This window comes from Pseudomonas sp. KH_027 (assembly GCF_057838565.1).
In genome coordinates this window covers 4,076,985-4,090,268 of sequence record NZ_CM174470.1, presented here as the reverse complement: position 1 = coordinate 4,090,268, position 13,284 = coordinate 4,076,985, and the positions used below count along the sequence as shown (strand labels likewise).

Sequence of the window (13,284 nt, the reverse complement as noted above, 5' to 3'; positions counted from 1 at the left end):
ATGCGCCGGGCCTGGACCGCCACCATGCCCGGCGCGCAGCGCATAACAAGGATTAACCGCTTGATGAGCAACCACTACTCCCGCAACCCCCTCGCCGCCGTCGGGCTTGCCAGCCTGCTGGCCCTGGCCGCCTGCCAGAGCCAGGACCTGGCGCAGAACCTGCCGAGCCCGAGCCTGCAGCCCTGGTCGGCGGCCAGCGCGATCAAGGTCGAAGCCGCCCAACTGCTGGCCGACGACAGTTTCTGGCCCGGCGCCGATCGCCTGCTGGCGAGCAAGCAGCAGGGGCTGTTCCTGCTTGATGACCAAGGCGTCACTCTCAGCCGCTTGCCCGGCACCTTCGGCAGCCTCGACCACCGCGTCGGCAGCCGCGGGCTGCTGGTGGCGGCGCTGGATGTCGACCGCCAGCAACCGCTGCTGGTCAGCCTGGCCACCGGCCGCAAAGCCTGGGCTACGCCACAGTACTTGCCGCGCCCGAGCTTCAAGGTCAACGGCCTGTGCCTGTACCGCGATGCCGGGCGCAACGAATTCCTCTTTCTGGTCGGCGAGGAAGGCATCGGCGAACAGTGGCTGGTGGCCCAACAGGAAACCCCGCTGGCCGAACCGCAGCGCGTGCGCGGCCTGAGCCTGCCGCCGGCCAGCGAGTATTGCCAGGTCGATGATGACGCCGAACTGCTCTACGTCAACGAGGAGAACGTCGGCCTGTGGGCTTACCAGGCGCATGCCGAAGCCGACCTGGTGCGCCAACCGGTCGGCCTGCTGCAGCCGTTCGGCGATATCGCCAACGGCTTGGGCGGCATGGCCTTGGTGCCCGGCGGCGTGCTGGCGCTCGATCCGCAGGCCAATGTCCTGCATCGCTATCGCCGCACCGCTCAGGGCTGGCGGGCCGAGGCGAGCTTGCCGCTGACCGGGCTGGAGGAAGCGGAGCGCCTCAGTGTGCGACGCCAGGGCAACGGTCTGGAGCTGCTGATCGGCGACGATCAGGGCCTGCACCAGGGCCGGCTGGACTGGCTGCCAGCGGCGCCGGCCGCGGCCGAGCGCCTGCCGGTGTTGCCGGTACAGGTGCAGACCGAGTGGGTGCCCAGCCTCGGCGACGCCGCCGACGACCCGGCCATCTGGATCAACCCTGGCGACCCGAGCCAGAGCCGTGTGCTCGCCACCGACAAACAGGGCGGTCTGCTGGTCTACGACCTCGCCGGCAAGCAGCTGCAGACCCTGCGCGTCGGTCGCCTGAACAACGTCGACCTGCGCCCAGGCTTCGTCCTCGGCGAGCAAACCGTCGACCTGGCCGTGGCCAGCAACCGCGATCACAACAGCCTGCAAGTGTTCGCCATCGACCGCCGCAGCGGCAGCGTGCGCGACCTCGGCCAAGTGCCGACGCCGCTCAAGGACATCTACGGCCTGTGCCTGTTCCAGGACCGTCAGGGGGCAATTCATGCCATCCCCAACGACAAGGACGGCAGCTTCCTGCAATACCGTCTGAGCGCGGCGGACGGTCGGCTCAAAGCTGAACTGCTGCGTCGCTTCAAGGTCGCCAGCCAGCCGGAAGGTTGCGTCGCCGACGACCGTGGCGAGCGCCTGTTCGTCGGCGAGGAAGGCGCCGCCGTCTGGACCCTCGATGCCCGCGCCGAAGCGCCGGCCACGTTGGAGAAGGTCATCGCGGTCGGCGAAGGGGTGGACAAGGACATCGAAGGCCTGGGCTTCTACCAGGGCGCCAAACACGACTACCTGGTGATCTCCAGCCAGGGCAACGACAGCTACGTGGTGCTCGACGGCCAGGCGCCCTATGCCCGGCGCGGTGCCTTCCGCATCGGTCTGAACGGCGAACGCGGCATCGACGGCGTGTCCGAGACCGACGGCCTGGATGTCACCTCGGCCAACCTCGGCGGTCCCTGGACGCAGGGCTTGCTGGTGGTGCAGGACGGCCGCAAGCGCATGCCGGAAGGCAACCAGAACTACAAATACCTGCCCTGGTCGGCGGTGGCCGCTGCCCTGGGTCTGGAATAACCACGGCTGTCATCAACCGGTAACGGCAACGTAATCGAATAGCGCCCACCCGCTGCTGGAAAGCGGGCGGGCGCGCAAAGCAGGAGATCCACCATGCACAGCACACTCGAACAGATGACCCTCTGGGGCCTGGTCAGCGACGCCAGCCTGTTGGTGCAGGCGGTCATGCTCACCTTGCTGCTGGCCTCGCTGCTCAGTTGGTACCTGATCATCCAGCGCAGCGCCGTGCTGCGGCGCAACGAGCGCCAGTCGCAGGGCTTCCAACTGCGGTTTCGCAGCGGCGGCGAGCTGGGCCAGCTGTACCGCGAGAGCGCCGAGCGCCGCGACGAAGATGCCGGCCTGCAGCAGATCTTCCAGGCCGGCTACCATGAGTTCATCCAGCTCAAACGCGAACCGGGGATTGCCGGCGACGTGGTGATCGACGGGGTCGAGCGCGCGCTGCTGGTGGCCATCGGCGAACAGGAAGAGCGCCTGGAGAAGGGCCTGCCGTTCCTCGCCACGGTCGGCTCGGTGAGCCCCTACATTGGCCTGTTCGGCACTGTCTGGGGAATCATGAACTCCTTTATCGGCCTGTCCCAGGTGCAGCAGGCGACCCTCTCGACGGTCGCCCCTGGCATCGCCGAAGCGCTGATCGCCACCGCCATCGGCCTGTTCGCCGCGATCCCCGCGGTGATCGCCTACAACCGCTGCAGCGCCCGCGTCGCCACGCTTACGGCGCGTTACTACAACTTCGGCAATGAGCTGCAGGTTCGCCTGCACCGCACGTTGCACACCGGCAGCGCCCGCGTCGCCGCTGCCGCCTGAGGGGAATGGTCATTATGCGCAGGCCGCAGAGCAAGCACGGCCCCAAGGCCGAAATGAACGTGGTGCCCTATATCGACGTGATGCTGGTGCTGCTGGTGATCTTCATGGTCACCGCGCCCATGCTTACCCAGGGGGTGAAGCTCGAACTGCCGAAAGTCGCCAGCCAGGCGCTGCCCACCGACAACCGGCAGCAGATTCTCACCCTCTCGGTGCAGGCCGATGGCAGCTATTACTGGAACCTCGGCGGCGAGCTGGACACCGCGCAGCAAGGCAGCAGCGAGCATGCGCTGAACCTGGAGGAGATGACCGCCAAGGTCAGCCGGATCATCAGCGCGCGCGGCGACACCCAGGTCTACATTCGTGCCGACCGGGCCGCCGATTACGCCACCGTGGTCGCTGGCATCGCTGCGTTGCAGCAGGGCGGGGTGAGCAACCTCGGGTTGATCACCGAGGCCCCGCAGTGAGCGCCGTGCCGATGGACAACCGCGTGTATTTCGCCTTGCCTTCGCTGCCGCGCAACAGCCTGCGTCATGCCGGCGCGGCAGCCCTGGCGCTGGGCTTGCACCTGGCATTGGGCGCTTTTCTCCTGAACAACTGGGCGGTCACCGAGCCGCCACTCCCGCAGCCCAGCAGCATCAAGATGCAACTGGTCGCCCTGGCACCGCCCGCACCACCTGCCGCTATGGTCGAGACGCCAGCGGCGCTGCCGGTCGAGCCCGTGAACCCCCGTGTCGAGCCGCAGAACGAGCCACGCATCGAACAGCAGAAACTCGAGCAGGCCGCCCTGACGCGCAAGCGGGTGGAGGCGCAGAAACAGCAGCAAGCGCAGCAGCGCCTCGAACAACGCCGGGCGCAGGAACAGCAACGCCGCGACAGCGAGCAGCGCGAACAGCTGGAAACCCAGCAACGCCTGGCCGAACAACAGCGCCAGCAGGCCGCCGCCGCGACAGCCGCCAGCCGCCAATACCTGCCCATCGCCAAGCAAGCGCCGAACTACCCGCAGCGGGCGCTGGACAAAGGCATCCAGGGCGACTGCACGGTGAGCTACACGGTCAACACCCAGGGGCGGGTGGAAAACCCGCAGGTGGTCGGCAATTGCCATCCGCTGTTCATCCGCCCCTCGCTGAGCGCGGCGAACAGCTTCCGCTACCAGCCGAGGGTGATCGACGGCAAGGCCGTGGCCGTACTCAACGTGAAAAACACCTTCACCTACCGCATCGAGCCCTGACGTCGTCCGGCGGCAAGCCGGCGCTGTCTGACTCAACCACCGAGAGACCCGTGATGAACCAGGACTTCAACCGCTTCCACGCCAGCCTGGAAGCCCACGACGACCAGTCGATCAACCCCAGCCGCAACCCCGGCCTGGAGCAACTGCTCGACCCGGGACGGCGCAATGTGCTCAAGGGTGGCCTGACCCTCGCCGCACTCGGCTTCTTCGCTGGTGGCCTGAGCGCCTGCAGCCGCGTCACGGCCAGCCCGCTGCTGGGCTTCAAGGGCGTGCCGGTGCAGATCAACCCGCAGTTCGACCGCGTGCTGGTGGCCGAGGGCTACCGCGCCACGCCGTTCTTCTCCTGGGGCGACCCGGTGGAAGCCGGCGCCCCGGCCTGGAGCCCGGATGCCAGCGACGACTGGCAGGCTCAGCTCAAACAGGCCGGCGACAACCACGACGGTATGGAGTTCTTCGCTTTCGAGGGCGACAGCAACCGTGGCCTGCTGGTGATGAATCACGAATACGTCAACCCACCGCTGCACCCCAGCGGCAAGATCGACCAGAGCCAGCCGCGCCCGCTGGATGAAGTGCGCAAGGAGCAGGCCGCCCACGGCGTCTCGGTGATCGAAGTGAAAAGGGGCGCCGACGGCCACTGGCAGCGGGTCATGGATTCGCCCTACAACCGCCGCATCAGCATGCTCACCGGCATGCGCATCGCCGGTCCGCTGGCCGGTCATGAGTTGATGAAGACCGCCAGCGACCCGAGCGGTCTGGAAGTGTTCGGCACCCTTAACAACTGCGCCACCGGCATCACCCCCTGGGGTACCTTCCTCACCTGTGAGGAGAACTGGCACAACTATTTCATCAACCGCGACAAGCAGGATTGGGAACAGCGTGTCTCGCACAAGCGTTACGGCCTGGCCAATCAGGGCACCAGCAAGAACTACGCCTGGGAAACCGCCGACCCGCGCTTCGACGCCACGCCTTACGCCGACCAGCCCCATGGCGGCTATGTGCATGAGCCGCACCGCTTCGGCTGGGTGGTCGAGATCGACCCCTTCGACCCGCTGAGCCAGCCGATCAAGCGCACCGCCTTCGGCCGCTTCAGCCGCGAATGCGCGGCGCTGAGCCTGGGCGCCGACGGGCGCATGGCCTTCTACTCCGGCGATGACGCCAAGGGCGAATACGTCTACAAGTTCGTCCCGGCCGGCCAGTACGACCCGGCCAGGTCCAAGGCCAACCGCGACCTGCTCGACAGCGGCACCCTCTATGCCGCGCGCTTCGACGCCGACGGTTCAGGTCAATGGCTGGCCCTGGTGCACGGGCAGAACGGCCTCACCGCCGAGAACGGTTTCGCCAGCCAGGAAGAGCTGCTGCTCACCGCTCGCGCCGCAGCCGACCGCGCCGGCGCCACGCCGATGGACCGCCCCGAATGGGCCAGCGTCCACCCGCAGACCCGCGAGGTCTACGTGGCCCTGACCAACAACGATGGCCGTGGCGACAAACAGCCGCTGGACAAGGCCAACCCGCGCCCACGCAACCTGCACGGGCAGATCCTGCGCTTCAACGAGCAGAACGCCGACCCCACCGCCCTGGCATTCACCTGGGAGCTCTTCCTGCTCGCCGGCGAGCACCAGGGCGCCAAAGGCCAGGACGGCAAGCCGGTGCCGGCCAACCTCACCGGCACCATCAACGGCGACATCTTCTCCTCGCCGGACGGCCTGGCCTTCGATGCCGTCGGTCGCCTGTGGATTCAGACCGACTACGACGACATCGAGGCGCCGATGCAGGCCATGGGTTGCAACCAACTGCTCTGTGCCGACCCCAAGACCCGCGAAGTCCGTCGCTTCCTAGTCGGCCCGCGCGGCTGCGAGCTCACCGGCCTGGCCTGGAGCCCGGATGGCAAGGCGATGTGGGCGAATATCCAGCACCCGGGCATCAGCTTCCCGGCCAGCGACGGCAAGACGCGGCCGCGCTCGACCACGGTGCTGATCACCAAGAATGATGGCGGGCTGATTGGCAGTTGAGTGGCGAGGCTGGGAGATGAAGAAACCCGGCCTCGGCCGGGTTTTTTATCAGGCGCCGCACCGGGCGCTCACAAAACGTAACGCAGGATCGCGACAAAGTGCAGCACGCTGCCGGCGATAACGAACAGGTGCCAGATGCCATGCCAGTGGCGGAAGCGGCTGTCGAAGGCGAAGAAAATGATCCCGACGGTGTAAAAAACGCCGCCAGCGGCCAGCCAGGTGAAGCCCGCGGTGCCGAGGGCGGCGAGCAGCGGTTTGACCGCGATCAGCACAATCCAGCCCATCACCGCATAGATCACGATGGACAGCACCCGTGCCTCGGAGCGCGGCTTGATCTCTTGCAGCATGCCGATCAGCGCCAATCCCCAGACCGCGGCGAACAGCCCCCAACCCCACGGCCCGCGCAGGCTCACCAGGCAGAACGGGGTGTAGCTGCCGGCGATCAAAAGGTAGATCGACAGGTGATCGAGCTTGCGCATGATCACCTTCGCGCGGCCTTGCACGCTGTGATAGACCGTCGAGGTGCTGTAGAGCAGCAGCAGGGTCACGCCATAGATCGCGACACTGACGATCTTCCAGGGGTCGCCATCCAGGCTGGCCAATACCAGCAGCCAGACCGCGCCGATAGCGGCCAGCACCGCGCCGACCAAGTGGGTCCAGGCGTTGAGTTTTTCACCGTGATACATGCTTGTTCCTGATCGTGAAGCGCTGCGACACCAACAGCGCCCGAGGCTTATGCCGCAAAGCCCGCGCGACTGCAATCGACGTCGGTAGATGCGCTGTTCGGCTCACGGTTTAAGTCGGCGTCACGGGCACGGGTGTTTGGCGTCGCCTATCGCCATATTTCCGGCTCAGGGCTCGCCATGTGTTCGGCCTCCAGCATGTGCGCGACGGTTTCGCCGACCCGGCGCACGGCTTCTTCGATCTGCGCGGTGGGTTTGCTCGAGTAGTTCAAGCGCAGGCAGTTGCGGTACTTGCCCGAGGCGGAAAAGATGCTGCCGGCGGCGACCATCACACCTTGCGGCAGCAGGGCGCGGTTCAGGCGCTGGCTGTCGAAGCCTTCCTCCAGTTCGACCCAGAGCATGAAGCCGCCTTGCGGCCGGCTGGCGCGCGTGCCGGCCGGGAAGTAGCGCGCCACCCAGTCGATCATCAGGTCGCGGTTGCCTTGGTACTGGCTGCGCATGCGCCGCAGGTGCGGTTCGAAATGGCCGTGTTCGATGAAGTCGGCGATCGCCAGTTGCGGCTGCTGTGCGGTGGTGCCGGTGCTGATGTACTTCATGTGCAGTACGCGGTCGAGGTAGCGCCCGGGCGCGATCCAGCCGATGCGCAGGCCGGGGGCGAGGGTTTTCGAGAAGGAGCTGCACAGCAGCACGCGGCCATCCTCGTCGAAGGACTTGATGGTGCGCGGGCGCGGGTAGCGGTAGGCCAGTTCGCCGTAGACATCGTCTTCGAGAATGGCCACGTCGTAGCGCTGGGCGAGGGTCAGCAGGGCGCGCTTGCGCTCCTCCGGCATGATGTAGCCGAGCGGGTTGTTGCAGTTCGGGGTGAGCTGGATGAGCTTGATCGGCCACTGTTCCAGGGCCAGTTCGAGGGCTTCCAGGCTGAGGCCGTTGACCGGGTCGGTGGGGATCTCCAGCGCCTTCATGCCCGAGCCCTTGAGGGTCTGCATCACCCCGTGGAAGCTCGGCGAGTCTACCGCGACGATAGCGCCGGGCTCGCAGATGGCGCGAATCGCGGCGGACAGCGCTTCGTGGCAACCGGTGGTGATGACGATCTCGCTGGGCGGGATCTGGCAGCCGGAGTCGAGCAGCAGGCGCGAGACCTGCTCGCGCAATGCCAGGGTGCCCTGGATGTTGTCGTACAGCAGCCCACGCTTGTCCTGGCGTCGGGAGACCTGGCTGAGCGCGCGCAGCAGGGGTTTTAGGGTTGCACTGCTGATGTCCGGCATGCCGCGGCCAAGCTGCACCAGATTGTCACTGGGGCTGGTGCGCACCAGTTCCAGTACCTGCTCCCACTGCGAGATATCCACCGGCCGCTGGGCCGTGCGGCTCATGGCGGGCAGGGCCGGAATCTCACGGCGCTGCGGGACGAAATAGCCGGACTTGGGTCGCGGTTCGGCCAGGCCGCCGTCTTCCAACAGGCGGTAAGCCTGCTGCACGGTGCTCAGGCTGACACCGTGCTCCAGGGCCAACGCGCGCACCGACGGCAGGCGGTCACCCGGACGGTAGAAACCCTGTTCGATGCGTTCACCCAGGGTCACGGCCAGCGTGGTGTAGAGCTTCATGACAGATACGCCTCTGAGGTATTCGGTGCCTGGAGACCAGTACAGAAGATGCAAAAATACAGCATTCAGAAGTGAATCGGCGGTGTCTGTATGGTGTAAATAGTATTTTTTTGAATCTGTAATGCCTTTCTTTTGGCCGCCATCATGCAGTCTCACTTCAGCGAGGCCACAGGAGAAGCGGCATGAACGGCTTGAGCGATGTACGTCTGACACTCCATGAACAGGAACTTTTGCAGGACGAGCAAGAGCCTGTTCTGTACCTGTCTCGGCCAGCCGAAGCACTGCCTGGCCAAAGCCGCTGGAAGTTGTTTTGGCGCCGCCTGAACACGCGCAAAGCCTTGTTCGATCTGGACGCTGCGCAGTTGCGCGATATCGGTCTCAGCCGCGAGCAAGCGCGGGCAGAAGCCTTGCGCCCGTTCTGGCGGTTGTGAGCAGTGGCGGGGTGGCTTCTGGTTTATCGCGGAGGGTGGCTGGCGACGGCTTCGACAAAGGCCCGCACCAGTGCGGGTATGCGCCCCGCCAGCGCCGCTCGCTCCGGCTGGAACAAGGTGCCGACGAAGAATGGATGGCCATCGAGCTCGATGGCGCGGGCATCGCCGAATTCATCGAACGCGCTGAGCCGCAGTGGCCCGGCGGCCAGGGCGGCGGCGAACTCGGGGTTCAGGCCGAAGCGGCAGTGATATCCCTCGTTGGCGTGCGCCTGGCCGTAGGCCCTGGCCAGGCGTGAGCCCGGCACAAAGCGCAGCTCGCCATTCACCTCGACCAGCGCGCAAGCCAGCGCGGCGATCACCAGGCGCGCGCCTTGCGGGGCGGTTTCCGCGTGCTCGGCATCGGCCCAGCCGAGCACGTTGCGGGCGTACTCGATCAGCGCATGCTGGAAGCCGCCACAGGTGCCGAGAAACGGCACGCCCTGTTCGCGTGCATGGCGGATCGCCAGCAGCGCACCGTCCATATTGCGGTAGGGCGTGGCGGGCACGGACCAGAGACCGGCGAAGCCACTCAGGTGTTCGCCGCTGTGGATCGCATCGGTCGCCAGCCACTCGACCTGAAGTGTGACGTCCAGTGCTGCGGCGGCCAACTCCAGTGCCGGCGGGATGGCCTGGTGGGCAATGACCGTGGCGTCGTAATCGCCGATCAGGCCGATGCTGAAACTGGGCATGCGGCTTACCTCAGTGTTGCTGCTGCAGCTGCGCCTGCTGGGCGCGCTTGACGTAACCCTGATAGGCCGGAATGGCGATGGCCGCGAGGATGCCCACCATGAAGACGAAAACGAATACGCCGACTATCGCCAGCACGATGCCCGAGCCGCTCTTGACGTTGGCGTATTTCGCCTGCCATTTGGCTTCGCTGGTGCAGAGAAAAACGATGCCTTCGACCAGTGCGACGAGCGCGGGAATCCAGGTCCAGAAAAACAGCAGATAGAACAGCCCCCACCATTGGCCGAGGTAGAAGCGGTGGATACCCAGCCCGCCAAGGAGGATGGCGAGTATGCCGGCGGTGACCTTGCTCTTCGGGTTGAGGTTCTGGCCGGCCTGGCATTGCGTGCAGTGCGCGGCGTTGGCGGCGATATGCGCACCGCAGCTGCGGCAGTAGACGCTTTCGACGTCGAGGTTCGATGGCGGCGCTTGGTAGGGCTGGGCTTCTTGCATCGCAGCTAACGTCCATGTCGATTGATAAAAAGTGCGGCGACTCTAGCTGTTTGCCGATGGCGTCGCTAGCCGTTGGCGATGTCCTGCCAGACCCTTTGCGCGCTGTGATGCAGGATGCCATGCCGTCTGGCCAACGCTTCGCGGTCCGGGTCGTAGCCGCCGCCGATCAACCCGACCACCGGGATATCCCGCCCCAGACACTGGCGGATCACCTGTTCATCCCGCGCGGCCAGGCCCTGGTCGGTGAGTTTCAGATAGCCCAGGGCATCGTCCTTATGCACGTCCACGCCGGCGTCATAGAGCACGATGTCCGGCTGGTAGAGCGGCAGCAGGTAGTTCAGCGCATCCTCGACCACCCGCAGGTAATCGGCATCGCCCATGCCCATCGGCAGCGGGATATCCCAGTCGCTGTCGGCCTTGCGCGCGGGGAAGTTCTTCTCGCAGTGCAGGGAGACGGTGATCGCCTCCGGGGTATCGGCGAGGATGCGTGCGGTGCCGTCACCCTGATGCACGTCGCAATCGAAAATCAGCACGCGGCTGACTTTGCCGGCGGCCAACAGATACTGGCTGATCACCGCCATGTCGTTGAAGATGCAGAAGCCGGCCGGATGATCGTAATGGGCGTGGTGCGTACCGCCGGCCAGGTGGCAGGCCAGGCCGTGTTCGAGCGCCAGTTCCGCCGCCAGCAGCGAGCCGCCCACGGCGCGCACGGTACGCCGGGCCAAGGCTTCGCTCCAGGGCAGGCCGAGGCGGCGTTGCTCCTCGCGGCCGAGCTCGCCGCTGAGAAAGCGTTCGATGTAGGCCGGGTCATGGGCCAGGGCGAGCACATCGCCGGGGCACAGTTGCGGGCGCCGCAGCTTGGCGTCGCTGGTCAGGCCGCTGTCCACCAAGTGATCGCGCAGCAGGCGGAATTTCTCCATCGGAAATCGATGGTTGGCCGGGAAGGGCGGGCTGTAATCGTCGTGGTAGACCAGCGGCAGCGGCATAATGCGTAGGGTGTCCAGGTAGGGTGCGGTTAAGAATATCGCGCCGTGTTACTGCTAGCTAAACCATTGCTTTCCCACTTGTCGCCGGGAGAGGGCCGCAGCATGGAGAACAGAGTGCCGATTGAACTGCAAAGCCCACGCCTGTTATTGCGTACCTGGCGTGATGAGGACCTGGCGCCCTTCGCGGCATTGTGTGCCGACCCACAAGTGATGCGCTTTTTCCCTGCCACCCTGACAGAGGGCGAGGCGGCCGCGCTGGTCGAACGTATAGGTGTGCATTTTGCCGAGCACGGCTTCGGCCTCTGGGCGCTGGAGCGCAAGGACAATGCTGCCTTTATCGGCTTTACCGGGTTGGGCGTGCCGGGTTTCGAGGCGCATTTCATGCCGGCCATCGAGATTGGCTGGCGCCTGGCGCGGCACAGTTGGGGGCAGGGGTTTGCCAGCGAAGCGGCCAACGCGGCGTTGGCTTGTGGCTTCGAGCGACTGGGCCTGGATCAGGTAGTGGCGTTCAGTGTGCCGGCCAATCGGCCTTCGCGAGCGGTCATGGAGCGGACCGGTATGCAGCACAACATGGCGGATGATTTCGCCCATCCCGGATTGCCGGCGGGGCACCCGCTGCGGCCGCATGCGCTGTACCGGATCAACCGGCATGAGTGGACGGCGCGGCCATGACTGAGGACGAGGTTCGCACCTATCACCTACTGAGCATGCACCGCCCCGATCACTATGCGCCGGGCCCCGGGCAACTGGACTGGGCCACCCAACCGGCGGCGTTCCGGCGCTATGCCGGGGCGCGTTTGATCGAGCTGCAGCATCGCCCGCTGGAAGAGTCGCCGGCCTATGATGCGGTGTTCGCCGCGCCGCTGGCCGAGGTGGCGCCGCTCAGCCGCGCCAGCCTGTCGCAACTGCTGTACGACAGCCTCGGGCTGTCGGCCTGGAAGGACGCCGGCGGCAGCCGCTGGGCGCTGCGGGTCAATCCCTCGAGCGGTAACCTGCATCCGACCGAGGCCTACCTGTTGCTGCCGCCGGGCGCACTGGAAGAGGACGGTCTGCTCGTCCACTACAGCGCCGATGCCCATACCCTGGAGGTGCGCGCGCAGTTGCCGGCGCCTGTGGCGGCGCAACTGACTGCGGCACTGCCCGCCGGCGGAGTGCTCCTGGCGTTGACCAGCATCTCTTGGCGCGAGGCCTGGAAGTACGGCGAGCGCGCCTACCGCTACTGTCAGCACGACCTTGGCCATGCCCTGGCGTGCCTGGCTATCGCCGCCAGCCCACTGGGCTGGCAGGTGAGGCTGCTGCGCGGCACGGCCGAGGCGCAGTTGGATGGGCCGTTCGGGCTGGACCGTGAGGGTTTTGCCGAGGCGGAAACCGTGGATGCGCTGCTCTGGATCGGCCCCGCGCAGGCGGCTGAGCCGCGGTTGCCCCGCGCCTTATTGGAGCGCCTCGCCGCCTTGCCGCTGGCGGGCAGGCCCAACCGCCTCTCGCGCCATTATCGCGACTGGCCCGCGTTGCAGCGGGTGCAGCAGCACTGCCGTGCTCCGGCCCTGGCGCCCCAGCCTTGGTTGGCTGACGCGGGGCGTGCGCTGCTGGATAATCCCGGCCTGCCGCTGCGCCCGTTGCTGCATCGGCGCCGCAGCGCCCAGGCCATGGACGGCAGGAGCGGTATCCAGGTCGAGCTCCTGCTGGCCTGGTTGCGACGCCTGATGCCGGCTAATTCACCGGTGCCGTTTGCCGTGACGGGCGAGCCCGCTCAGGTCGATCTGCTGCTGTTCGTCCATCGCGTGCAGGGTTTGGCGCCAGGCCTGTACTGGTTGGCGCGCGGTGATGGGCAGCCACAAGCCTTGCGCGAGGATTTCCTCTGGCAGAGAGTGGACGCCGAGTTGCCGCTGTATCGTCTGCTCGCAGGCGATGCCCGTGGGCTGGCCGAGTTCCTTTCCTGCGGGCAGGCGATCGCCAGCGACGGGTGTGTCGCCCTGGCGATGCTGGCGCGTTTCGACCAGGCCCTGGCAATGGGCGCCTGGCATTATCCGCGGCTTTACTGGGAATGTGGCCTGATCGGCCAGTTGCTCTACCTCGAAGCCGAGGCCGCCGGTTTGTCCGGTACCGGTATCGGCTGTTATTTCGACCCGGCGGTGCATGAATTGCTCGGGCTTGCCGACAGCCGCTGGCAAAGCCTTTACCATTTCACCTTGGGTCGCGCGGTGTGGGACGAACGCTTGAGCACGCTGCCGGCTTACCCGGCCATGCGTCGCCCAGCGCCGGAATGACCCGCCTGTCACTGAAACTGTCGCGCAAAGAAGTCGTACGTGAACAACAAGCG

General features: G+C 66.3%; 13 protein-coding genes. 8 read left to right on the top strand and 5 right to left on the bottom strand.

Features of this window, described 5'->3' with window-relative positions; all coding sequences use genetic code 11:
* The first annotated feature begins 63 nt into the window (after positions 1 to 63).
* From AC3IYG_RS19095 to AC3IYG_RS19075, 5 genes are all read left to right on the top strand, one after another.
* The gene (locus tag AC3IYG_RS19095; protein ID WP_489311085.1) at positions 64 to 2,004 is read left to right on the top strand and encodes a phytase; all 1,941 of its coding nucleotides are present in this window, start codon (positions 64 to 66) and stop codon (positions 2,002 to 2,004) included.
* 93 nt (positions 2,005 to 2,097) lie between these two features.
* A complete protein-coding gene (tolQ, locus tag AC3IYG_RS19090) occupies positions 2,098 to 2,808 on the top strand; it encodes a protein TolQ (RefSeq protein WP_489311084.1) in 711 nt (236 codons plus the stop codon).
* A gap of 11 nt (positions 2,809 to 2,819) precedes the next feature.
* Positions 2,820 to 3,272 carry a protein TolR gene (gene tolR, locus AC3IYG_RS19085; RefSeq protein ID WP_489313959.1) on the top strand — a complete coding sequence of 151 codons (453 nt, stop codon included), beginning with the start codon at positions 2,820 to 2,822 and terminating at the stop codon, positions 3,270 to 3,272.
* Positions 3,269 to 4,036: an energy transducer TonB gene (locus AC3IYG_RS19080; RefSeq protein WP_489311083.1), complete on the top strand. Its 768-nt coding sequence runs from the start codon at positions 3,269 to 3,271 to the stop codon at positions 4,034 to 4,036. The genes tolR and AC3IYG_RS19080 overlap by 4 nt, the downstream gene beginning before the upstream one ends.
* Positions 4,037 to 4,089: 53 nt before the next feature.
* A complete protein-coding gene (locus AC3IYG_RS19075; RefSeq protein ID WP_489311082.1) occupies positions 4,090 to 6,045 on the top strand; it encodes a PhoX family protein in 1,956 nt (651 codons plus the stop codon).
* A 68-nt stretch (positions 6,046 to 6,113) separates the two neighbouring features.
* Here AC3IYG_RS19075 and trhA read toward each other — a convergent pair whose 3' ends face one another.
* Complete coding sequence (trhA, locus tag AC3IYG_RS19070) at positions 6,114 to 6,731, bottom strand: PAQR family membrane homeostasis protein TrhA (protein WP_489311081.1); 618 nt, start codon at positions 6,729 to 6,731, stop codon at positions 6,114 to 6,116.
* A 146-nt stretch (positions 6,732 to 6,877) separates the two neighbouring features.
* Entirely contained in the window at positions 6,878 to 8,329 is a 1,452-nt protein-coding gene (locus tag AC3IYG_RS19065; RefSeq protein ID WP_489311080.1) for an aminotransferase-like domain-containing protein, read from the bottom strand.
* 182 nt (positions 8,330 to 8,511) lie between these two features.
* On the opposite strand from AC3IYG_RS19065, the gene AC3IYG_RS19060 reads away from it, so the two are divergent.
* Entirely contained in the window at positions 8,512 to 8,760 is a 249-nt protein-coding gene (locus tag AC3IYG_RS19060) for a DUF1127 domain-containing protein (protein WP_489311079.1), read from the top strand.
* Between the two features lie 23 nt (positions 8,761 to 8,783).
* Here AC3IYG_RS19060 and AC3IYG_RS19055 read toward each other — a convergent pair whose 3' ends face one another.
* From AC3IYG_RS19055 to AC3IYG_RS19045, 3 genes are all read right to left on the bottom strand, one after another.
* Entirely contained in the window at positions 8,784 to 9,488 is a 705-nt protein-coding gene (locus tag AC3IYG_RS19055) for a CTP synthase C-terminal region-related (seleno)protein (RefSeq protein ID WP_489311078.1), read from the bottom strand.
* Between the two features lie 10 nt (positions 9,489 to 9,498).
* Complete coding sequence (locus AC3IYG_RS19050) at positions 9,499 to 9,978, bottom strand: TM2 domain-containing protein (RefSeq protein ID WP_489311077.1); 480 nt, start codon at positions 9,976 to 9,978, stop codon at positions 9,499 to 9,501.
* Between the two features lie 65 nt (positions 9,979 to 10,043).
* A complete protein-coding gene (locus tag AC3IYG_RS19045) occupies positions 10,044 to 10,964 on the bottom strand; it encodes a histone deacetylase family protein (protein WP_489311076.1) in 921 nt (306 codons plus the stop codon).
* A 102-nt stretch (positions 10,965 to 11,066) separates the two neighbouring features.
* Here AC3IYG_RS19045 and AC3IYG_RS19040 point away from each other — a divergent pair, with 102 nt between their 5' ends.
* Together AC3IYG_RS19040 and AC3IYG_RS19035 are read left to right on the top strand one after the other, a co-directional pair.
* A complete protein-coding gene (locus AC3IYG_RS19040) occupies positions 11,067 to 11,636 on the top strand; it encodes a GNAT family N-acetyltransferase (RefSeq protein WP_489311075.1) in 570 nt (189 codons plus the stop codon).
* A complete protein-coding gene (locus AC3IYG_RS19035) occupies positions 11,633 to 13,231 on the top strand; it encodes a SagB/ThcOx family dehydrogenase (RefSeq protein WP_489311074.1) in 1,599 nt (532 codons plus the stop codon). Before AC3IYG_RS19040 ends, AC3IYG_RS19035 begins: the two co-directional genes overlap by 4 nt.
* Positions 13,232 to 13,284: the final 53 nt, after the last annotated feature.